Here is a 22,769-nt window from a genome sequence, read left to right on the forward strand (position 1 = left end):
GTCTTGATGGTCTGGAGAAAAGAGATGCAGAAAATGAAGCCTTGATCCCTTTTTTCTTCTTTTTGTCTGCTATCAGCGTGATTAGCCCTCTGGTATGATGAGTACAACTTTGTTTTGCTGTGTTATGGAAATATCACTATGGTCATTAAGGCGCAAAGCCCGGCGGGTTTCGCGGAAGAGTACATTATTGAAAGTATCTGGAATAATCGCTTCCCACCCGGGACTATTTTGCCCGCAGAACGTGAACTTTCAGAATTAATTGGCGTAACGCGTACGACGTTGCGTGAAGTGTTGCAGCGTCTGGCACGAGACGGCTGGTTGACTATTCAACATGGTAAGCCGACGAAGGTGAATAATTTCTGGGAAACCTCAGGGCTTAATATTCTTGAGACGCTGGCGCGGCTCGATCACGAAAGTGTGCCGCAGCTTATTGATAATTTGTTGTCAGTGCGTACCAATATTTCGACTATTTTTATTCGTACTGCGTTCCGTCAGCATCCCGATAAAGCGCAGGAAGTACTGGCGACGGCCAATGAAGTGGCCGATCACGCTGATGCTTTTGCCGAGCTGGATTACAACATTTTCCGCGGTCTGGCATTTGCTTCCGGTAACCCGATTTACGGCCTGATCCTCAACGGGATGAAAGGGCTGTATACACGTATTGGTCGTCACTATTTCGCTAATCCAGAAGCGCGTAGTCTGGCGCTGGGCTTCTACCACAAGCTTTCGGCATTGTGTAGTGAAGGCGCGCACGATCAGGTGTATGAAACAGTGCGTCGCTATGGACATGAGAGTGGCGAGATTTGGCACCGGATGCAGAAAAATCTGCCGGGTGATTTAGCCATTCAGGGGCGATAATCTTTCCATACTGATGACAAACGCATAATTGCCTGATGCGCCTGGCTTATCAGGTCTACAATATATTGCATTTGCGATACTTTGCAGGCCGGGCAAGGCGTTTACGCCGCATCCGGCCAAAATGAACCCTCCTCAAATGAGGAGGTTTTTTTACAGATTGCCCATTCTCGGCGGGCAACGTTCCAGCAACTCTACGCTACCGTCTTCGTTTTGCTGTTCCAGCATCACGTCAAATCCCCACAGGCGATGCACATGCTTCAGCACCTCTTTACGCCCCTGATCCAGCGGTGCGCGATTATGCGGAATGTAACGCAGCGTCAGCGAACGATCGCCGCGCAAATCCACGTTCCAGATCTGAATATTCGGCTCCACATTGCTTAAGTTATATTGCGACGATAAACGGTTGCGGATCTCCCGATATCCTTCTTCATTATGAATGGCGGAAATTTCCAGATAATTATGCCGATCGTCATCCAGCACGGTGAAGAAGCGGAAATCACGCATGACCTTTGGCGACAGGAACTGGCTGATAAAACTCTCATCTTTGAAATCACGCATCGCGAAATGCAGCGTCTCCAGCCAGTCGGAACCGGCGATATCCGGGAACCAGTATTTGTCTTCTTCTGTCGGCGACTGACAAATCCGCTTAATATCCTGAAACATCGCGAACCCGAGGGCGTACGGGTTAATGCCGCTGTACCATGGACTGTTGTAAGGCGGCTGAAAGACCACGTTGGTATGACTGTGCAAGAATTCCAGCATAAAACGTTCGGTTACTTTCCCTTCATCATACAGATGGTTAAGGATGGTGTAGTGCCAGAAGGTTGCCCAACCTTCGTTCATCACCTGGGTCTGTTTTTGCGGATAAAAATACTGGCTTACTTTACGCACAATGCGCAGGATTTCACGCTGCCATGATTCCAGTAGCGGGGCATTTTTTTCCATAAAATAGAGCAGATTTTCCTGCGGTTCGGACGGATAGCGGCGCGCTTCAGCAACCGTTTTCTCTTCCTCGCGCTTCGGCAGGGTACGCCAGAGCATATTGACCTGACTTTGCAGATACTCTTCGCGACTTTTCTGCCGGGCTTTCTCCTCCTGGAGAGAGATTTTTTGCGGGCGTTTATACCGATCCACGCCGTAGTTCATCAGCGCATGACAGGAGTCCAGCAGTCTTTCGACTTCATCAACGCCATAACGCTCTTCGCATTCGGTAATGTATTTACGGGCAAAAATCAGGTAATCGACAATCGAGCTGGCGTCGGTCCAGCTACGGAATAAATAGTTGTTTTTGAAGAAAGAGTTGTGACCATAACAGGCATGTGCCATCACCAGCGCCTGCATGGTGATGGTGTTTTCTTCCATCAGGTAAGCGATACACGGGTTAGAGTTAATGACGATTTCATAGGCCAGCCCTTGCTGACCGTGTTTATACAGACGCTCGGTTTCAATAAATTTTTTGCCGAACGACCAGTGCGGATAGTTAATCGGCATCCCGACGCTGGAGTAAGCATCCATCATCTGTTCTGAGGTGATGACTTCAATCTGGTGCGGGTAGGTATCCAGCCGATAGAGTTTCGCCACCCGGTCTATTTCTGCCAGATAAACATCCAGCAGGTCGAACGTCCAGTCAGGACCATCGCTCAAACGCGTGGTGTCCTTATTCATAGAATCGATCGTCGCCATACGCGCACCTCATTGTTGTCGGTACTCTCTGTGTGGAGGACCTCATTTCAAGCATAGAACACGGGTTAAAAACCGCGTCGCCGGAGAATTTTTTTCTTTGCGATTTCTTATTATCGGAGTGCCAATAATCCGCTCCAGAGTGGAATTTTCTGCTGGATAAAAAGCGCGTTTAGCAGGAGATACTAAAGACGCTATATTCCCGCAGCGTCAGGGAGGTGTGAGCCAGCTCACCATAAAAAACCTATATGTTGAATAATATTTTCATCTAAGTTATCAAGATGTAATTAGGTTATTATTCTTTTACTGTATCTACCGTTATCGGAGTGGCTATGCGAGTTGTCATACTGGGAAGTGGTGTGGTGGGCGTTGCCAGCGCCTGGTATTTAAATCAGGCCGGACATGAGGTTACCGTAATTGATCGGGAACCCGGAGCTGCTCTGGAAACTAGCGCCGCAAATGCCGGGCAAATATCCCCTGGATATGCTGCGCCGTGGGCGGCGCCAGGTGTGCCGCTGAAAGCGATTAAATGGATGTTTCAACGTCATGCGCCGCTGGCTGTTCGTCTTGATGGCACGCAATTTCAGTTGAAATGGATGTGGCAAATGTTACGTAACTGCGATACCAGCCACTATATGGAAAACAAAGGGCGAATGGTTCGCCTGGCAGAGTACAGTCGTGATTGTCTGAAAGCGCTACGCGCTGAAACCAACATTCAGTACGAAGGACGGCAGGGCGGAACGCTGCAACTGTTTCGTACTGAACAACAGTATGAAAATGCCACTCGCGATATCGCCGTACTGGAAGATGCCGGCGTGCCGTATAAATTACTGGAATCCAGCCGCCTGGCTGAAGTGGAACCGGCACTGGCAGAGGTCGCGCACAAACTGACGGGCGGTCTGCAACTTCCCAATGATGAAACCGGTGACTGCCAGCTCTTTACCCAGAATTTAGCGCGGATGGCGGAGCTGGCGGGGGTTAAATTCCGCTTTAATACGTCTGTGGAGCAATTGATTTGCGACGGCGAACAAATCTATGGTGTGAAGTGTGGCGATGAAGTGATTAAGGCCGATGCGTATGTGATGGCATTTGGTTCTTACTCGACGGCGATGCTCAAAGGCATTGTTGATATTCCTGTCTATCCGCTGAAAGGCTACTCCCTGACGATTCCGATTGCGGATGAAGAGGGGGCGCCAGTGTCCACCGTTCTTGATGAAACCTACAAAATTGCCATTACTCGCTTTGATAATCGCATCCGCGTCGGCGGAATGGCGGAAATCGTCGGTTTTAATACCGAATTGCTGCAACCACGCCGTGAAACGCTGGAGATGGTGGTTCGCGATCTCTATCCGCGTGGTGGTCATGTCGAACAGGCCGTCTTCTGGAGCGGTTTGCGTCCGATGACGCCAGACGGAACACCGATTGTCGGTCGTACACGCTTTAAAAATTTATGGCTGAATACGGGTCATGGCACGCTCGGCTGGACCATGGCCTGTGGTTCCGGGCAGCTATTGAGCGATTTGTTATCAGGCCGCACGCCAGCGATCCCGTATGAGGACTTAAGCGTAGCGCGCTACAGCCGCGGATTTACGCCATCACGTCCGGGCCATTTACATGGCGCGCACAGCTAAGGATGCGAGATGACCCGTCCTATACAGGCCAGCCTCGATCTGCGGGCATTAAAACAAAATCTGACCATTGTTCGCCAGGCCGCGCCGCATTCACGCGTCTGGTCGGTGGTAAAAGCCAACGCTTACGGGCACGGTATTGAGCGTATCTGGAGTGCGCTCGGGGCAACCGATGGCTTTGCATTACTTAACCTGGAAGAAGCGATAACGTTACGTGAACGCGGCTGGAAAGGGCCGATCCTGATGCTGGAGGGGTTTTTCCATGCACAAGATCTGGAAATTTATGATCAGTACAGGCTGACGACCTGCGTACACAGCAACTGGCAGCTCAAAGCACTGCAAAATGCGCGCTTAAAAGCACCGCTGGATATTTATCTTAAAGTGAACAGCGGGATGAATCGGTTGGGGGTCTCGCCCGAGCGCGTACTCACTGTCTGGCAACAACTGCGGGCGATGACGAATGTGGGGGAAATGACGCTGATGTCGCATTTTGCCGGTGCAGAGCATCCTGACGGGATTACGGACGCTATGGCGCGTATTGACCAGGCAGCGGAAGGGCTGGCGTGCCGTCGCTCGTTGTCCAACTCGGCGGCGACGTTGTGGCACCCGGAGGCACATTTTGACTGGGTACGTCCGGGAATTATTCTTTATGGCGCGTCGCCGTCCGGTCAGTGGCGGGATATCGCCAATACCGGGTTGCGTCCGGTGATGACATTAAGCAGTGAGATCATCGGTATCCAGACGTTAAAGGTAGGGGACCAGGTGGGGTATGGCGGACGTTACACCGCACCCGATGAGCAACGAATCGGCATTGTTGCCGCCGGATACGCTGACGGTTATCCGCGCCACGCGCCAACGGGCACCCCCGTTTTAGTGGATGGTGTGCGCACCATGACGGTGGGAACGGTATCGATGGATATGCTGGCGGTTGATTTAACACCTTGCCCGCAGGCGGGGATTGGTACGCCGGTCGAACTGTGGGGCAAAGAGATTAAAATCGATGATGTTGCCGCCGCTGCCGGAACCGTGGGGTATGAGTTGATGTGCGCACTGGCGTTACGTGTACCCGTTGTGACGGTGTAACTCATCAGTATGCCGGATACAACCCGCGTCGTATCCGGCAATACAGGCCGTTGCAAATTTAAGATTCAGCTTCTTCTTCTGCCACCCGGACGCCAATCTTTAACACTTCGTTGTCTTCTTTTTCGGCTACCGTCCAGACCATCCCGGCAAACTCTACCTGGTCGCCGACAACCGGCGCCGCACCTAATAATTGCTGGACAATTTCTCCCAGTGTTCGTTGCTTATCGCGATACTCCAGTCCGTCTTCCAGACCATATATCAGCGCCACATCAGCATATTTCGCACTGGCTTCGAGAATGAAGTCACCAAAGAAGCGTTGATCCAGCGCGACCGGCGGCGACTGGCTGAACAGCTTACCGAGAGCAGGGAGATCGCGCTCCCGACCAATCACACACAAGACGTCGCCTTCGCGCAGACGAGTGCTGCCGCTGGGGTGAAGCAACTGATTATCACGAAACAGTGCAGCAATGCGCGTCTCTTTTGGCATATGCAGATCGCGTAGCGCCGCACCCACGCACCATTTATCGGCACTCAACTGATAAACAAACTGTTCCCACGGATTTTCTGGATGAATATCCAGGCCAACGCGCGACACCGGACGCCCCACTGGGGGAACCACTACTTTAGCTTTTTTAGCCGCCCATGAGAGCGATGTTCCCTGCAACACGAGCGAAACCAGAACCACGAAGAAGGCGACATTAAAGAACAGACGCGCATTCTCCAGTCCCGCCATCATCGGGAATACGGCCAGAATAATTGGTACCGCGCCGCGCAATCCGACCCAACTGATAAATATCCGCTCACGCAGATTAAAACCGCGGAATGGTAGCAATCCGACAAATACTGAAAGGGGACGAGCAAAGAAAATCATCCATGCAGACAGAATGAGCGCCGGAATGGCGATAGGCAGCAGATCGCTGGGGTTAACTAATAACCCCAGTACCAGGAACATGGCAATTTGCGCCAGCCACGCGAGGCCGTCGAAATTTTGCAAAATGCCATAGCGATTGCGAATCGGTCTGTTACCCAGCAGAAAACCGCACAGATAAACCGCCAGAATACCGCTGCCTTCCAGCGCCGTCGTTAACGCAAAAATCAGGATACCGCCGCTTAGTGCCAGTAATGGATAGAGTCCCGCGGGAAGAGCGATACGGTTAATCATTTGCAGCAGTAAATAACCCCCACCAAGTCCGATGATAATTCCCAGACCAAATTGCTGAAGAATATCAATCACGAACATCCAGCTAATACTGCTTTCGTGATGCTGAATCATCGCAATCAGGGTTATTGTCAAGAAGACCGCCATTGGATCATTACTGCCGGACTCTATCTCCAGCGTCGAACCAACACGTTCGTTAAGTCCCTTGCCGCCGAGCAGAGAAAAGACCGCTGCGGCATCTGTGGAGCCGACAATCGCGCCGATTAATAAGCCTTCAATCACATTGAGATTAAACAGCCACGCCGCCATCATACCCGTTAAGCCGGAGGTAATAAGCACGCCGACCGTTGCCAGCGACAGCGCTGGACCTAATGCAACCCGAAAGGAGCTGGCCTGAGTACGCATCCCGCCGTCGAGCAAGATGATCGCCAGCGCCAGGTTACTCACCATATAGGCAAAGGGATAATTATCGAACGGAATACCGCCGATACCATCCACGCCCGCCAGCATGCCGATAGCCAGAAAAATGACCAGAATCGGAATGCCAAGCCGTGAAGAAAATGAACTAAGTAAAATACTGCTGGTGACAAGAATGGAGCCTAAGATGAAAAGGCTAATAATTGTTGCGGCATCCAACGGTCGGTTACTCCTGATTACGCTGTCTCGAATGTAAACCCTACCATATTCGTGGCAGAAACAGCGTTTTACTTAGCTCTGAACCGTGATTTTTTTTACACTTTAAGAACAGGATGGCCACTTATCGTCAACTGAGTACCCGCTTTAGCGTTATTCAGAATGGCATGAGCGCCTAACGGCAGTGTGACCGTGCGTTGTTCATGTCCAAAATCAAGCCCGGTAATTAATGGGATCGACAGACGAGAACGTAAAAAGGCATAGACGGATTCAAGGTTGTAACCCGCGTCATAATCATTTGGCGTACTGCCGCTGAAGCTACCGAGGATAATCGCGTTCTGGCGATGCAAAATACCGGCATGATAGAGCTGTAAAAGCATACGTTCGACGCGGAAAGGATGCTCGTTGATATCTTCCAGCACCAGAATACCGTGCTCAATTTGCGGCATCCATGGCGTGCCGATAAGCGTATTCAGCATTGCGAGATTACCTCCCCACAATGTCCCTTCGGTCTGGCATACCGGGCCTTCTCCTTGCCATTCAATAGTGAACGTTTCATTGCGCAGCGCCAGCCAGAAATGGTGTTCGGTAAAGGTGTTCAGCTCATCCGCGCCAAAATTCGCCACCAGCATTGGTCCGCTAAAGGTGATGATATTGCCCAATGCCAGCAGACCACACTGGATCGCCGTAAAATCGCTGTGCCCACAGATGAGTAACGGATTATGTTGCTGACGGCCAATCAGCGATTGCCAGTCAATATCTGCCAGCAAGCGACTGGCGCCATAACCACCGCGTACTGCCAGCACGATAGTGTTGGGCGAAGTCAGTCTGGCAAGGGAATTAATATCTTCCAGACGCTCCGTTTCCGTACCCGCAAAGCGCTCACTGCGACGGGCGATAACCTCTACGTTATTGACCTGATGCCCCGCGTCAGTCAGGCGCTGGATAGCCCGCAACGCAGCGTGTTGTTTAATACAGTAACCCGACGGGGCGATTAAATGGAACAGAGACATGGCAATTCCTTGCTGACAACAGAAACGAAATGTATATCATGCCGCTTAGGTATGCCGTTGTCACCTCAACGGCGATTCCAGGCTATAAGGATAGATGAAGTGAAATTGAGATGGTTTGCCTTTTTGGTTGTGCTATTAGCAGGTTGTTCATCAAAACATGACTACACAAACCCGCCGTGGAATGCAAAAGTCCCGGTACAACGCGCGATGCAGTGGATGCCAATAAGCCAGAAAGCTGGGGCTGCCTGGGGCGTCGATCCACAGTTAATTACCGCGATTATCGCCATCGAATCGGGCGGTAATCCGAACGCGGTCAGTAAGTCGAATGCCATTGGCCTGATGCAGTTGAAAGCGTCCACGTCCGGGCGCGATGTTTATCGCCGCATGGGCTGGAGTGGCGAGCCAACCACCAGCGAGCTGAAAAATCCAGAACGCAATATTTCAATGGGGGCGGCTTACCTGAACATTCTGGAAACCGGCCCGCTGGCAGGTATTGAGGATCCGAAGGTGCTGCAATATGCGCTGGTGGTGTCGTACGCCAACGGGGCTGGCGCGTTGCTACGGACTTTCTCGTCAGACAGGAAAAAGGCGATCAGTAAAATTAACGATCTGGATGCCGACGAATTCCTCGACCATGTTGCGAAAAATCACCCCGCGCCGCAGGCGCCTCGCTATATCTACAAACTTGAGCAGGCGCTGAACGCAATGTAACTCAGTTGCGCACTTTGTCTGCTTTCTCCCGGGCTTCTCGCTCGAGAGAGAAAATAATCTGCTGTAACTGCCGCTCCACCGTCGGGCTGACGTTCAGAAAACGAAAGCTCAGGCGGGGAGTGGAAATAGTCTCATTTTTACCATCGATGATTTTGTGTTCGCTGATGGTGAGTAACTGAGCGTCAAAATGAAAGACTCCCCATTGCCCCATATTGACTTCAATCTGCGCGAAGTGCATGCCTTCGCGCAATCCAGTTGGTTTTGCTGTTTCCAGTAATGCCCCCATGCCGCCTAATGACAAATCATACAGACGAAAACGTAACGTCCTGTTATCAGGTAATCGGGTCTGACAGTAGTAGGGGGGATGGCACGGGGCGGAGATGCGGAAATATCTGCGCCGTTGCACGAACCATAAGGCGGGAGGGGGCGCGGTGATGAATGCCGGAAGCTGTAAATATTCACTCTGCTGCAATTGCTCAAGAGCAAATTCAACTTTGGCGCCCTGCGTTTCGGCGGTAATGGTGATTTGCCGCGCCTCAAGCACTGCAATGTTATCTTCATACTGGCTACCGTAATCCAGCACCAGTTTATCTGGGCTTATCGTCAGTATTTTGCTGATCAACTGACCGCCTGACCAACTGATACGTAAGGGAACTGCGGTTTTATGCAAATCGCGTAAAACGCCAAGGACTGCTAATGGATTTTGTTTCAGGAACTGCTCATGGTAATGGCTCACGCGGAAAAACTCCTGACCGACAAACTGTCTTTGGTTTATCGGCAATGTTTAACAAACCTTAATACAAATGCGTGAATATTTTTTACAACTTATCGCCAATTCAGTCGTCAGCTTCCCACTATTGATCCAGCCCTTGCCTATACTTAGAGCGTTGACGTAAGTATTTCTTGCATCCGATTCATCGAAACGAGGGCCTGAACATGGGAATTATTGCCTGGATTATTTTTGGCCTGATAGCGGGCGTTATCGCCAAGCTGATCATGCCGGGACGTGATGGTGGAGGATTTATCCTGACCTGTATTCTCGGGATAGTCGGTGCGGTCGTCGGCGGCTGGCTGGCGACCATGTTTGGCATTGGCGGTACCATCAGCGGTTTTAATTTACACAGCTTCCTGGTGGCGGTGGTCGGCGCTATCCTGGTTCTGGGGGTATTTCGCCTCCTGCGAAGAGAATAGGATTTTCATACAACGGATAGCAGCCTCGACGCCGCTATCCGTTTTCAAATCAGAATGTATATTCTACGCCTGCCCAGAAATTACGTCCTTCTTCAATGAATCATTCACTGTAGGCATATTTGGTGTCGAACAGGTTATTGACGGATGCATTGACGCTAAAGCCGTGCCCTAATGCGTAATCGGCGCGAATATGAGTAACCGCAAAACCGGCTGCTTTTTGTGAACCGTCGCTGTTGCTGTAGCTGGAAGAACGCGCTTCTTCGGAAAGCGTTACGCTTAACGGTTCCCACGGTTTTAACGTCATCCAGGCAGTCAATGTTTGCGTTGGTAGATCGGTTATCTTGCCGATGTCTTTGCGTTTAGCATCGGCATGGATCAGGCCGTAACTGGCGCCAATATCCAGCATATTGCTGATTTTCCCTTTAATACCCGCATCCAGACCGCTGTAATCCACCGTGCCGCTGTTCTGATTCTGCACGGTATCGGCATTGATATTGTGCGAGAGGATGGCATCACTCACCCGGTTATAGTAAACGCTGACTTCAAATCCCCAGTCGGGCGTGAAGGAACCATTCCAGGTTAAATCTACGCCGCGAGCGCGTTCCGGCTTGAGTTGCGGGTTAACAATGGCTATCTGGTTATAAGCTGGTTTGGACGTGGTATAACGTTCTTTCAGCGTTGGGAAGCGTGTGCGGTCATAGTACGAGAGCGCCAGTGTGTCCTCATTTGCAAAGTGGTATTTGCCCATTACCTGCTAGTTAAAGGTGGACTGATTGTTGTCGTCATAGTGAGTGACACTGCCGTCTTTTTCATGTTTTTTCGCTTCTACGCTATCACGCCAGTCGTAGCTGATCCCGGCAACGACATCCACATTATCAGCCGCAGCCCATTGATATTCACTGGCAAGCGACCAGGTTCGGTCTTCATAGCGATCATAAGAAGCGTGCGGTGCGCCTTTTTCCCGATGCACATCATCCTTCCAGTTGACGGCAAACGACAGTAGATCGTTTTCACGCATATCGGCCGCTAACTGTAACCCTGCACCATCGCTGTAATCGGAATAGTGGCTATAGCTGCCGCTTTTATTTTTCAGATCCGCCAGCGAGTTGTACATTATCAGCGTATTTTCAAAGGTGTCGCGATAAAGTCGACTTTTCAACGTAAAACGATCGCTGAGCTGTGTGGTTCCCTGATAGTAAAAACTCTCTTTATCGTACTCCGGCCACTGCCAGTAGCGTGATTTCTGACTGCTGGTTCCGTTATAAGGCGGGTTATCTTTTTCGCCATCCTGTTTAATATAAGTCAGCGTGTATTCGTCATTTTCGCGCGGCGTAAAGCCGAGCTTCACTATGCCGCGTTTATCATTGGCGGATGAGTTAATCATCTTGCCGTTTTTGCCTACAATATCATTATTGACGCCATGTGGCAGACCGAGGAAATCCTGTTTCAGTTGGCTGCCGCTGACTTGCAAATATCCCAGATCGCTGCTGGCGGCAAGTGAGGCGTGCATATCGTAGGCGTTGTCCTGACTACGGCTCCATCCCTGACGGTATCCCAGACTGGCTTCCAGTGGTTTAGTCGGTTTTTGCGTGGTGATGTTAATAGCCCCCCCCATCTGGTTGGGGCCCTGAAGTAGCGATGAATACCCTTTGGAGACTTCGACTGCTCCCAGATTGTTGGTCAGGATCCTCGCCAGATCGAGGTTACCGTCATAGGGAACATAAATAGGTACGCCATCAAAATAAACCGGCACCTGACGGCTATCGAAACCGCGTACTTTGACTTGTTGTTCATTGCGTCCTCCCGATTTTTGCAGCACAACCCCGGGGATTACGCTTAACGCCTGGGCGACATTTTGTTTGTCCAGCGCCTTCATGGTGGGCTGATCGAGAATAGTGGTGGTCGTCGCAGACACGGGGCTGGACCATATGGTCATCGTCTCGTTTTCTTGAGCCGCAACTGCTTGCTGAGTGAGGGCGAGTGATAATGCTGTACAGAGATAACGTTTTTTAAGTCTCATAGAATAAATTCCGTTTATCAATGGGTTAAAAAGAGTCTTCGGGCTTCAGTTTGACTTTGATGTCAGCGGGGGACGCGTAATAAGGCGCAGAGGTAATAAAAAGGCGGATGCCGCAGTCGAGGTAATTTTTGAGTGTCAGTAAATTAATTCCACCGGTCAGCGCCAGCGTACAGTTTGGCGCCAGCGACGGCGCTATTTGCGCAATTTCAACGGCCTGAGCTGGACTAAATTTGTCTAGCTGAAGTACATCTGGTTGTGCGCGTAATGCAGCAAGTGCTTCCTCCGGCGTGTCGGCTTCAACAACTATTTTTTTCTCTGGCGCGTGGCGACGTAACTGGTCGATAGCGCCCGACCAGTCCTGATTATCGGCCAGAAAACGACGATGATTGGCGAACAGCAATACGGTTTCCGCGCACCCTGCGCGATGAATCAGTCCGCCAGCAGCAATGACAGCCTGTGTCGCCAGTAAACGGGTTCCGGGAATGGCTTTTCGGGTGCAGGCGATATTGCCATCAGGATAACGAGCACGAAGCTGTATCAACATTTGAGCGAGATAATCAGAAACGCCGCAACTCCACTCCAGCACGTTCTGAACGGCTTTCCATCCCTGATGAAGCGCAGCAGCGTTGCCGTGGGCATGAATTAAACGTTGACCCGCATCCGCTTGTGAACCGTCGCTGACCGCGTCATCAATGGTCAGCCCCAGCGTGGTTAACATCTTACACGCCACGGCGACTCCGCTGACACAGCCGCCCTGGCGGTGAAAAAACTCAATAGCGCCGGGCTGTTTGCCGATACCTAATGCTCGTGTGGTCAGATCTCCACCCTGGATATCTTCCAGAAGTAATGCATCAATTTGCGCTTGAGAGAGAAAAATCATCGCAGCATCTCCTGCGGCACACTGTCCCACCAAATGAGTGCCCAGTCGCGACTGGCTGGGGCGATAGTGCGGACATCATGTTGGTGATACCAGCGATGTAACCGCTCGCGCTCATCGTCATTGAGTGCGCCAAGACTCCAGCTAACGTTCTGCTCAAAACGCTCCCATGTGCTGTTATCCTGTTGGCAATTTTGCCCACGAATAAAATCAACATGAGCATAAATTCCCATCTGATACAGGATGTTGAGCGCAAAGATATAGTTGGGTAATTCGATCACCTCCCGACCTGCCGCCCGCTGAATGGCGGGGGAGACGAATGAGGTGCTGACAAGATGAGTGGTGTAGACGCGCAGTCGGGCCTGATTATTGAGTTTGGTCATTGCCTGGCGCATATCGGCTACCAGTGTGGAACGCGAGGCCACGGCAATATCGCAGCGTGGCAGGTCGCTCCAGCTCTCTTCCCAGGCGCGTTGAACCCAGTGCACATTGTCAGCCTTCAACGCGGCAGCGCGGCGTGCGGCAACGTTCAGCATTCCCTGACTGTAATCAACGCCGTAAACCGTCGTGAGTTTGTCTGCCAGCGCCAGTGATACGGTGCCCGGCCCACAGCCCATATCAAATAGTGACTCTGCGCCTTGTAGATCAATTTTGGCGACCAGTTGTTGTAAATAGCTGTCTGTTGGCGAGGCACAATTCTCGGCCATTTTCTCTGCCCGTTGATCCCAGTGATCCGGCGTCTTTTCTGTGCGGTGGGCCAGTTTGAGTTGCTGAAGATAAAGGTCTGCAAAATTAATATCGTCAATGAGCATGATTTTTCCTTAGTGTTTAATTGCAGATAGGTGATGGTGAATTTGGTCGGCAGAAACCCGGTACAGCGTTGCCAGTTTGTCTGTTGTCAGTTGCTCAGTTGGTAAGCCTTGAGAAACATGACCATCTGTTTCAATTCGGATAACGCTATCCGCAATGGCGTTGGCATGCAGAGGGTGATGGGTCGACATTAACATGGTCATGCCGCCGCTTTTTAGCTGGGTCAGCGTGTCCAGTAGTTGTATCTGATGACCGAAATCGAGGCTGGATGCGGGTTCATCCAGTAACAATAAGCGCGGCTGTTGGACCAACGCGCGGGCGATCAACGCTAACTGACGCTCACCGCCGCTAAGGGTATTCCAGCGTCTTGCCGCCAGATGCGAAATCCCCATTTTGTCCAGTTGCTCAGTGGCAATCACTTGTTCCCGCTTCCCGGGAACAGCAAAAGCGCCCATGGCTGGCGCCAGTCCCATCAGCACCATATCCAGAACGCTAAAGGCAAAAATACCATCCTGGGCTTGAGGCACCCAGGCAATGGACTGCGCGCGCTGGCGAGGGCTCATTTTCTGAATGGATATGCCATCCAACAAAATCTCGCCGCTTAACAAAGGGATAGCACCAAGAATGGTGCGCATCAGCGTTGTTTTCCCGCAACCATTGGCACCTAACAGACAGCAAATTGATCCCTGTGACAAGCTGAAAGAAATACCGTGTAGTACCGGTTGACGGAAATAACCCAGCGAGGCGTGACGGACGGTAAGCAAAGTCATTGGCGACCTCCGCGTAGCAACAGAAGCAGGAAAAAGGGGGCGCCCACAAAAGCCGTCAGAATGCCAAGCGGGATTTCGGTTGTCCCGATACTCCGTGCGAGTGTGTCGGTGAGCAGGAGCAGTATCGCGCCAGTCCCCATCGCGACAGGCAGAAGCTGCTGGTGGTTGTGTCCGATCAACAAGCGAGCAATATGCGGAACGACCAGACCGACCCAACCGATGATCCCCGCAATCGCGACCGTACTGGCAGTAATCAACGTGGCGCAAATAATCAATGCTAAGCGCAGGCGTAGCACATTCAGGCCCAGCGATCTGGCTTCATCGTCGGAAAGCGTGAGTAAATTCATGCGCCAGCGGAGAAAAAGCAGGGGCAGAGTCCCCGCCAGGATGAGCGGTGCCACATAGCAGAGATCACGTAGAGTCACGGTAGACAACCCGCCCAGTAACCAGAACGTAATTGAAGGCAGTTGGGTATAGGGATCGGCTAACGTTTTAATCAGCGAAATGCCGGCACCGCATAATGTCCCCAGAGCAATGCCGACCAGCACCAGGGTTAATACCGGATCGTGACGAGTAACCCGACGTGTAATTAACCAGACACCCGCGACCACCAACAGACCGCCGCAAAATGCATATAGCTGGATGTAAACCGTGGGCTGGCCGAACAGTATTGCCGCGCAGGCGCCCAGCCCCGCCCCGGCAGAAACTCCCAGAATATCCGGTGACACTAAGGGATTACGGAACATTCCCTGATAGGTCGTTCCGGCCCCAGCCAGTGCAGCACCCAGCAACAGGGCAGCCAGAATGCGTGGAACGCGGATCTGCCAGAAAACGATTTGCTCGCGCAACGGCACATCGCTATGACGGAGAATGACCGCCAGCAGTTGCTGTAGATCAAGATGATAAGCGCCGCTGGCGGCGGCGAAAATAATGCTCGTGATAGCCAGAAGCAAAAGCAAAACAGATCTGGTTGCGGTTCTCATCAGCTTGCCACCATTTTTTGATAGTTGGTGTCACTGAGAGTGCAATGCCAGAACAGCCTGGCGTAATGTTGCATGTCATTTTTAAACTGGCTGTTAACTGCGGGATCAAGCCAGGCATGGAGCCTGCGCAATCCCAAAAGACGGTTGATACCCGGTGGTGCGTCCAGCCAGCCGAAAGGTAACCCGCTTAGAAACAGGATTCTTTTTTCTACAACCGCCTTTACTCCCTGCCAGAGCGGATCGTTACGGATAAAGTCTGCGGTGATGCTATCCTGAACCAGAATAATGTCCGGTTGCCAGCGTAGCAGATTCTCCATGGAAACCTGCGTCAGTCCGTGGCGATCGGCTATTTGCGCCACATTGTGTAAGCCTAATAATTCTGCCGCTTCGGTATGCAATGATCCTTGCAAGCCGGTCTCCAGACCTCGCGCACCGCGTGCGGCGTAAAAGCGAATATGAGCGGCTGGCGAAGCGGCGAATGCTTGCGCATCACTCACAAAACGACGGGCAAGATCGGCTTGTTCAGCAGCGCGCTTTTCTTCGCCTAACATTTTTCCAAGCGTCTCTATCTGTTCTGCTGACTGTTCCAGTTTACCGCTGAGCAATAACCAGGGGATTTGCGTCTGTTCACTCATCTGGCGAGCCTGGGATACCCAGGTTTCGTCGGTATTGCCGCAATCAATCACTAAATCGGGACGTAACGCCATAAGTCCTTCCAGTGAGAGCGTGCTGGCACGTCCGGCGAGCCGCCCGAGTTTAGGCAACTGGCGAATGGCGTCAGGTAATGGAATTGATGCCTGGCGGGCAAAATCAAAAGAGGAAAAACCAACCAGTTTTTCTGGTGCGACAGTCAGCAACAGCAGATCGGCGGGCGCGCCAGCACTGACAATGCGCGTAATGGTTTTTGCTTCAGGAAGCGTCAGCGAAGCCCAAAATTTAACAGATTGTGCAAAGGACGGTAGAGGGTGTAGAAGCAAAGTGGACGCAAGAGCCTGCGCAAATGTCCGTCTGGTTAGTGACATAGGTAACATCCTGAAAAGCAAAATCGCTATATATTTACATATACATCGCAAAAAATCATGTCCCATATCAAAGTTTATCTAATGAAAACATAGCGATGTCACAGCTTCAGAAAGGTCGATAAAACTGTCGGCAATAACCATGGGGATAAATATATTTAAATAAATTAATAATTCATGGCTGAATAATGTTTTTTTATCTCTTGTTGTTACGTGATATTGAAGTTATCTGTTTTTATAATAAGCGATTTTTGATATCTCACAGAGAAGAATATCAGCATCCTCCCGTTTCATCGTAGTGAATATACTGTTAACGGAGGTGAAAAGAATGCGGAGGGTTATTCAAAGCCTATGTTGTAGCCGTACAGACTCACCACTTGCGGATAGTAAGCAGCATAATAGAAAATTTCAACGACAAGATTTTGAGCATTTTAAGAAAGACATTATTAGCGTCATCAACAACAATGAAAACATTTATTGTCTGAGGGATGGAAATTTACTGGGTGTGTTTATCAAAACATGCAGCAAAAGTGACGATAATAGCTACAAAAACATGATGTTTACTCTTTTTTTTGATAGTGATATGTATGGTAACAGAATTATTAAAGCATCGCCGAACGACGATGAGTTGCAACTATTAAGTGCAGGGTGTAGTAACGATAATATTCTCCATTTTATCAATGCATTTCTCGTTCAGGTCAAATTCCCTGTGATTGGGCGAGTGAAACCAGAACTATTGCCGAAAAACGAACTTTCTCAAGGGATAAGTTCGTTGCGATGGACAACGACAGGGCTTGCTGCAAGCCAATTGTTCCAACAGTGGCAATTTGGGAAGCAACAACAGCAGGAAGGAAGTACAGAATATAATACACAACATCCTGATGAACATATCACGCTTGCACCTCCTGTTCGTTGTGTCGAAACCTTGCATCATCAACGACTCTTACCGCTTCGGAGTTGGCTAAACGATTTCCTTAGCGAAATAACCCACTTTCCTGAAAAAACGAAAGAATCGTTTTTTCATCATTGCCTCATTATATTTAGGGTAGTTCAAAAAATAGATGTGTTGGGCTGTAGTCATTTACTGACTAACAGCGACCAGAATAGCGAAATTGGGTTATCTTCGCTAATTGATTACCTGGAGTTGATAAGCCCTTATTCCAGATTAACCCAAAGCCCTCCGCGGGCGATTCAACAATTATCTGAAGATGAATGGACTGACTTTCTCTGTTGGTTGCTAAATTCTTTGGCGTGTCTGGATTATGTCATTATTAATTTAGCACCTGAAACCAAAAAGATGTTAATGAACGATCATAGTAATAATATTCAGGAAGCGATCGATGCTTTGTATAGCCAACGCAGATGTAAAACAACGACACAGGATAATGAAACTTTTACCCGAAGAAATGATGCTATCTTCGGCAATCATGTGTGGCAGACTTTTGGCCAATTTTTCCCGCCGGGAGTTGAAAAACCCTCCGTGTAGAAAAAGGGGAGAGGCCGTCGTATTCATCCTGATAACATCATCCAGAGGTATGACGTTATCAGGAGAAAAGACCGTTAATGTGCGGATCTTGCCGCTTTAGTTGTGGACTGTTGTGTTGATTCATGGAGCGGTCTTGCCGGAACATTGTCACACGGTTGCTCTTTTGGGCAGATCAAATCCAGCATTTTCAGCGTCACACCGTTGGTCCAGCCAAAACCATCCTGCAATGGATATTCACCGCCACCACCACCTGTTCCGGTGGTACTGACATCATATTTCTCCACCAGTTTTTTCTCCCGATCATAAGTGTGCTGAACATTGCTCAGAAAAAGCCAGCTAATGTCCATTGCTACCTCTTTCTGTCCATAGTTTTGCAATCCTTCTGTGGCAACCCATTGCAACGGTGCCCAGCCATTTAGCGCATCCCATTGCTGTCCACTTTTCACCGACGTGGTGTTCAGTCCACCGGGTTGCAGCAGATGCGTCCTGGTTGCGGTTGCCATTTTGTCGGCACGATCTTTTGCCGCGACATTGACATAAAGCGGGAACAGAGCGGCGGCGGTTAATTGATTGCGAACTTTATTACTCTTCAGATCGTAATCGGCATACCAGCCTTGTTGGGCGTTCCACAGATATTTTTCGATCCCTTTCTGGCGGGCATGAGCGAGAGTGTCATACTGGCTGGCTAGCGCGCTATCTCCGGCAGCTTTGCTGGCGCGGGCAAGGATTTTCTCCATTTTATACATCAGACTATTGAGATCGACGGGTACGATGCTGGTGGTGCGTAAAGTATTTAGCTGCTGCGGATTGTCCATCCAGCGAGAACTGAAATCCCAGCCAGATGCGGCAGCAGAGCGCAGGTCACGGTAGATTTCCGGGGCAGGGCGGTTCGGATTACTTTTGGCTGTGGCAATATCTTCTACCCATGACTCTGGACGCGGTGTATCACGATCATCCCAGTAGCGGTTAAGGATGGTGCCGCCTTTAAGTTTTACCGCCCGTTTTTCCTGTTGTCCGGCTTGCAGGTCTTCAATACCGTCCATCCACCAGGCATACTCTTTTTGCAGTTGCGGCAGATATTGTTTTAATACAGTGTCACCGTCATGTTGTGCCAGTAACTCCACCATCAGCGCAAAGAACGGTGGTTGTGAACGGCTCAAATAGTAGCTACGGTTGCCGTTTGGAATGTGCCCATACGTATCAATTTCATAACCGAAATTCGCCACCATATCGGCCACTTTATCCCAGTGACCGCTTTCGGCAAGGCCCAGCATAGTGAAGTAACTGTCCCAGTAATACACTTCCCGAAAACGTCCTCCCGGCACGACATAGGGGTGTGGCAACGGTAGAAGAGAATCCCATTTGTCGGTATTTTCGGTTGAATGAGTTAACACCGACCATAATCCATTGATGTGTGCACGTAATGATTGTCCTTTCGGGGGAACATATTTTTCCCCTTCTTTTGGCAGGGTGAAGTTGACGTTAACGAAATGGCGTAGATCAAATCCGCTTTGATTTTGCTGCATCCGATAATCGGCGAGGATCATTAACGGATCGCTGTTTGGCACGGCGTCGGCAAACGTTTTTTGATCGGGAAAAAGTTTGGCGTTTTGCACATCATTAAACAGCGGTCCCAACAAAATATCAGGAGGTTGCGGGGTAACTGCAATTTCTTCTGCCTGCGCCGGGAACGCAGATAAACATAATAAAATGCTGGCAGAAATTAACGCTATTTTTTGTGGGTGAGGAGGGGCAAGTGCGTGCATCAATCATTTCTCCTTTGGCGATACCGAACAAAACGGTATTCAGGCATCAGAAAACCTTAGTTCAGGATCGCCGTAAGAGCATGATTGAAAGCTTATTCTGCGAACTGGCAGACAAATCTGATCGAGAAACCGATTTAACGCTGATGCCTGAATTGTTGCGCTTTTACATCCAGTGTTAATGTCTCTTCCGGTTGTATCTCGCCTGGTTTCCTGTGCATGGCCTGGCAACGATTTTGAGCTTTATAGCGTCATCGAGAATCTTGCGCTGAGTAGCGATAACGGGCGCATTCGTGTCAGTGATTTGCCTGAACATCTGTTTACCGAGCAGGCGACAGAGGATGTCAGCGCGACACACCTTTCCACCAGTCTGTCATTTGCGGAAATCGAAAAGGAGGCGATTATTAACGCTGCACAGGTTGCAGGCGGTCGTATTCAGGAAATGTCGGCTTTACTTGGGAGCGGCCGTACGACCCTGTGGCGAAAAATGAAGCAGCACGGCATTGATGTCAGTCAGTTTAAGCGAAGGAGATAGCGGGAGAGTCATTACCCTCCAACTATAGCAGGGCAATAAATGCCGTCTTTTACTGAATGTCAGAACTGCATAATGCATTGTTACCGCTACAAAAAAGCCATTATGTGCAGCACACATAATGGCTAATGAATAGCGATATTCCCGAGATAACGGGCGGCTATTAGACGTTGAACAGGAAGTTCATTACATCGCCGTCTTTTACGATGTACTCTTTACCTTCTGCCCGCATTTTGCCTGCTTCTTTCGCGCCTTGTTCACCTTTGTAAGTGATGAAATCTTCAAACGAGATGGTTTGTGCGCGGATAAAGCCTTTTTCAAAATCGGTGTGGATTTTGCCAGCAGCCTGCGGTGCGGTTGCGCCAACCGGAATAGTCCATGCACGTACTTCTTTCACCCCAGCAGTGAAGTAGGTCTGCAGGTTCAGTAGTTTATAACCGGCACGAATCACGCGGTTCAGCCCCGGCTCTTCCAGTCCCAGCTCTTGCATAAACTCTTCGCGTTCTTCGTCGTCCAGTTCAGCAATGTCTGCTTCAACCGCAGCACAAACCGGAACGACAACGGAACCTTCTTTCGCAGCGATTTCACGTACCTGATCGAGATACGGGTTGTTTTCAAAACCGTCTTCGTTGACGTTGGCGATGTACATCGTTGGTTTCAGCGTCAGGAAGCTCAAATAACGAATAGCCGCTTTTTCTTCTGCGCTTAAATCCAGTGCGCGCAACATGCCTGCGTTTTCCAGTTGCGGCAGGCATTTTTCCAGTACCGCCAGTTCGGCTTTCGCGTCTTTATCGCCGCCTTTGGCTTTCTTCTGTACGCGGTGAATCGCGCGTTCACAGGTGTCGAGATCCGCCAGTGCCAGCTCGGTATTGATAACTTCAATATCATCTGCCGGATTAACTTTGCCGGAAACGTGAATGATGTTGTCATTTTCAAAGCAGCGAACAACGTGACCGATCGCTTCGGTTTCACGAATGTTTGTCAGGAACTGGTTACCCAGACCTTCACCTTTCGAGGCGCCTTTTACCAGACCGGCGATATCGACAAATTCCATGGTAGTGGGAAGCGTACGCTGCGGTTTTACGATTTCAGCCAGTTGATCCAGGCGTGGGTCGGGCATTGGCACGACGCCTGTGTTCGGCTCGATAGTGCAGAATGGAAAGTTGGCCGCTTCAATACCGGCTTTGGTCAGCGCGTTGAACAGGGTGGATTTCCCGACGTTGGGCAAACCGACGATACCGCATTTGAATCCCATGATTTAAATCACCTTAATATCTTAATAATCAACCTGTTATTGTAAACAGATTGCAGAAATGGAAATAACTTTGCCTATTATACACGGCACTCGGCAAAAATGCCGCAGACAACGACTTATTGCGCCTTAAAGGCGTGCAATCGGTTCGTTGCTTTGGTCAAACCCTCTGTAAACCACATTTCGGTACAACGTGCCGCTTCGTCGATGGCTTCATCAATTAACTTCTGTTCACTAACAGGCGGTTTGCCCAGGACAAAACCGACAACTTTGTTTTTATCGCCCGGATGACCAATTCCGATGCGTAAACGGTGAAAGTTAGGGTTATTACCCAATTTACTGATGATGTCCTTCAGTCCATTGTGACCACCATGGCCGCCGCCCAATTTAAATTTGGCAACGCCAGGGGGCAAATCCAGTTCGTCGTGCGCAACCAAAATTTCATCCGGGTTGATACGGAAGAAACTGGCCATCGCAGCGACGGCTTTGCCGCTGAGATTCATAAATGTGGTCGGAACTAACAGGCGGACATCTTCACCTCCGAGAGTGACTCGTGAGGTATAACCGAAGAATTTAGCTTCTTCCCGTAAGGGGGCGCGTAAGCGCTCCGCCAGTAAGTCAACGAACCAGGCGCCAGCATTATGTCGCGTTGCGGCGTATTCAGCGCCGGGGTTCGCCAGTCCGACAATCAATTTAATCGTCACGTTTTTTGTCCTGAGTGAGTACATAACTGGCGCGTAGTTTACTGGTTGTGGCCCCGCTTGACAAAAAACAGCGAGTTAAACGCAGATAACGAAATAATTGCTTTTATAGATTATTAGAAAGTCAGGGTGTTCAGACAGTTATTTGTAAAGTTTTGTTGAAATAAGGGTTGTAATTGTGATCATGAGCGCACATAAGCCTCAGAGGGTTGCCTATACTTTACTCATAAGGATGAGGGGGAAGTCCCTGTTACAACCCAGAAAGTTCCGGAGGTGACATATGAAACGCAAAAACGCTTCGCTGCTCGGTAACGTGCTTATGGGGTTGGGTCTGGTGGTCATGGTGGTCGGTGTGGGATATTCAATTCTCAACCAGCTACCGCAGTTTAATATGCCACAGTATTTTGCACATGGCGCAGTGCTGAGTATTTTCGTCGGTGCCATTCTCTGGCTGGCGGGTGCCCGTGTCGGTGGGCATGAACAGGTGTGCGATCGTTACTGGTGGGTTCGCCACTATGACAAACGTTGCCGCCGTAGTGACAATCGCCGTCATAGTTAGCAAGTAATGCAGTTTTCTGACCAGTCAGTTTGCGCTGACTG

At 50.1% G+C, this 22,769-nt stretch carries 19 protein-coding genes and 2 pseudogenes; 8 read left to right on the forward strand and 13 right to left on the reverse strand.

Annotated features, from left to right (window positions below):
• Positions 1-138 precede the first annotated feature (138 nt).
• Complete coding sequence (fadR, locus tag EA14781_RS09230) at positions 139-858, forward strand: fatty acid metabolism transcriptional regulator FadR (protein ID WP_000234823.1); 720 nt, start codon at positions 139-141, stop codon at positions 856-858.
• A gap of 150 nt (positions 859-1,008) precedes the next feature.
• On the opposite strand, the gene EA14781_RS09235 is transcribed toward fadR, so the two are convergent.
• Positions 1,009-2,541, reverse strand: coding sequence for a SpoVR family protein (locus EA14781_RS09235; protein ID WP_000190857.1), 1,533 nt, complete (start codon positions 2,539-2,541; stop codon positions 1,009-1,011).
• 329 nt (positions 2,542-2,870) lie between these two features.
• Between EA14781_RS09235 and dadA the strand changes: the two genes are divergently transcribed.
• Together dadA and dadX are read left to right on the forward strand one after the other, a co-directional pair.
• Positions 2,871-4,169 carry a D-amino acid dehydrogenase gene (gene dadA, locus EA14781_RS09240; RefSeq protein ID WP_001266890.1) on the forward strand — a complete coding sequence of 433 codons (1,299 nt, stop codon included), beginning with the start codon at positions 2,871-2,873 and terminating at the stop codon, positions 4,167-4,169.
• 9 nt (positions 4,170-4,178) lie between these two features.
• On the forward strand, positions 4,179-5,249 hold the full coding sequence (gene dadX / locus EA14781_RS09245; protein ID WP_000197921.1) for a catabolic alanine racemase DadX: 1,071 nt from the start codon (positions 4,179-4,181) through the stop codon (positions 5,247-5,249).
• A gap of 58 nt (positions 5,250-5,307) precedes the next feature.
• Here the strand turns inward: dadX and EA14781_RS09250 are convergent, their stop codons facing one another.
• Positions 5,308-7,044, reverse strand: a complete 1,737-nt coding sequence (locus EA14781_RS09250) for a potassium/proton antiporter (protein ID WP_000338382.1) — start codon at positions 7,042-7,044, stop codon at positions 5,308-5,310.
• 95 nt (positions 7,045-7,139) lie between these two features.
• Entirely contained in the window at positions 7,140-8,054 is a 915-nt protein-coding gene (gene ldcA / locus EA14781_RS09255) for a muramoyltetrapeptide carboxypeptidase (RefSeq protein ID WP_000051545.1), read from the reverse strand.
• Positions 8,055-8,153: 99 nt separating this feature from the next.
• Between ldcA and emtA the strand changes: the two genes are divergently transcribed.
• Positions 8,154-8,765: a membrane-bound lytic murein transglycosylase EmtA gene (gene emtA, locus EA14781_RS09260; RefSeq protein WP_002462038.1), complete on the forward strand. Its 612-nt coding sequence runs from the start codon at positions 8,154-8,156 to the stop codon at positions 8,763-8,765.
• 1 nt (position 8,766) lies between these two features.
• On the opposite strand, the gene ycgR is transcribed toward emtA, so the two are convergent.
• Positions 8,767-9,501 (reverse strand): flagellar brake protein YcgR, encoded by a 735-nt coding sequence (ycgR, locus tag EA14781_RS09265; protein WP_000020176.1) that lies wholly within the window; start codon positions 9,499-9,501, stop codon positions 8,767-8,769.
• 200 nt (positions 9,502-9,701) lie between these two features.
• On the opposite strand from ycgR, the gene EA14781_RS09270 reads away from it, so the two are divergent.
• Complete coding sequence (locus EA14781_RS09270; protein ID WP_000511318.1) at positions 9,702-9,956, forward strand: GlsB/YeaQ/YmgE family stress response membrane protein; 255 nt, start codon at positions 9,702-9,704, stop codon at positions 9,954-9,956.
• Positions 9,957-10,056: 100 nt separating this feature from the next.
• On the opposite strand, the pseudogene EA14781_RS09275 reads toward EA14781_RS09270, so the two are convergent.
• The 6 genes and pseudogenes from EA14781_RS09275 to EA14781_RS09300 form a co-directional block, all read right to left on the reverse strand.
• Positions 10,057-11,976: pseudogene (locus EA14781_RS09275) on the reverse strand (TonB-dependent receptor plug domain-containing protein).
• 25 nt (positions 11,977-12,001) lie between these two features.
• A complete protein-coding gene (gene modD / locus EA14781_RS09280) occupies positions 12,002-12,856 on the reverse strand; it encodes a ModD protein (RefSeq protein ID WP_000576811.1) in 855 nt (284 codons plus the stop codon).
• Positions 12,853-13,665 carry a class I SAM-dependent methyltransferase gene (locus EA14781_RS09285; RefSeq protein WP_000904018.1) on the reverse strand — a complete coding sequence of 271 codons (813 nt, stop codon included), beginning with the start codon at positions 13,663-13,665 and terminating at the stop codon, positions 12,853-12,855. Before EA14781_RS09285 ends, modD begins: the two co-directional genes overlap by 4 nt.
• Positions 13,666-13,674: 9 nt before the next feature.
• On the reverse strand, positions 13,675-14,433 hold the full coding sequence (locus tag EA14781_RS09290; protein ID WP_000173906.1) for an ABC transporter ATP-binding protein: 759 nt from the start codon (positions 14,431-14,433) through the stop codon (positions 13,675-13,677).
• Positions 14,430-15,416, reverse strand: coding sequence for a FecCD family ABC transporter permease (locus EA14781_RS09295; protein WP_001258318.1), 987 nt, complete (start codon positions 15,414-15,416; stop codon positions 14,430-14,432). Before EA14781_RS09295 ends, EA14781_RS09290 begins: the two co-directional genes overlap by 4 nt.
• Positions 15,416-16,438, reverse strand: a complete 1,023-nt coding sequence (locus EA14781_RS09300; RefSeq protein WP_000060156.1) for an iron ABC transporter substrate-binding protein — start codon at positions 16,436-16,438, stop codon at positions 15,416-15,418. Before EA14781_RS09300 ends, EA14781_RS09295 begins: the two co-directional genes overlap by 1 nt.
• Before the next feature lie 1,081 nt (positions 16,439-17,519).
• On the opposite strand from EA14781_RS09300, the gene EA14781_RS26070 reads away from it, so the two are divergent.
• On the forward strand, positions 17,520-17,921 hold the full coding sequence (locus EA14781_RS26070) for a hypothetical protein (protein ID WP_042326891.1): 402 nt from the start codon (positions 17,520-17,522) through the stop codon (positions 17,919-17,921).
• Positions 17,922-17,995: 74 nt separating this feature from the next.
• On the opposite strand, the gene EA14781_RS09315 is transcribed toward EA14781_RS26070, so the two are convergent.
• Positions 17,996-19,687 carry an alpha,alpha-trehalase gene (locus EA14781_RS09315; RefSeq protein WP_000543067.1) on the reverse strand — a complete coding sequence of 564 codons (1,692 nt, stop codon included), beginning with the start codon at positions 19,685-19,687 and terminating at the stop codon, positions 17,996-17,998.
• A 193-nt stretch (positions 19,688-19,880) separates the two neighbouring features.
• On the opposite strand from EA14781_RS09315, the pseudogene EA14781_RS09320 reads away from it, so the two are divergent.
• Positions 19,881-20,219: pseudogene (locus EA14781_RS09320) on the forward strand (helix-turn-helix domain-containing protein); the annotation flags it as partial.
• A gap of 160 nt (positions 20,220-20,379) precedes the next feature.
• On the opposite strand, the gene ychF reads toward EA14781_RS09320, so the two are convergent.
• The gene (gene ychF / locus EA14781_RS09325) at positions 20,380-21,471 is read right to left on the reverse strand and encodes a redox-regulated ATPase YchF (RefSeq protein WP_000505869.1); all 1,092 of its coding nucleotides are present in this window, start codon (positions 21,469-21,471) and stop codon (positions 20,380-20,382) included.
• A 116-nt stretch (positions 21,472-21,587) separates the two neighbouring features.
• The gene (pth, locus tag EA14781_RS09330; protein WP_000152937.1) at positions 21,588-22,172 is read right to left on the reverse strand and encodes an aminoacyl-tRNA hydrolase; all 585 of its coding nucleotides are present in this window, start codon (positions 22,170-22,172) and stop codon (positions 21,588-21,590) included.
• 277 nt (positions 22,173-22,449) lie between these two features.
• On the opposite strand from pth, the gene ychH reads away from it, so the two are divergent.
• The gene (gene ychH / locus EA14781_RS09335; RefSeq protein ID WP_000823885.1) at positions 22,450-22,728 is read left to right on the forward strand and encodes a stress-induced protein YchH; all 279 of its coding nucleotides are present in this window, start codon (positions 22,450-22,452) and stop codon (positions 22,726-22,728) included.
• Positions 22,729-22,769: the final 41 nt, after the last annotated feature.

It is taken from the genome of Escherichia albertii NBRC 107761 = DSM 17582 (assembly GCF_000759775.1).
GTDB lineage: Bacteria > Pseudomonadota > Gammaproteobacteria > Enterobacterales > Enterobacteriaceae > Escherichia > Escherichia albertii.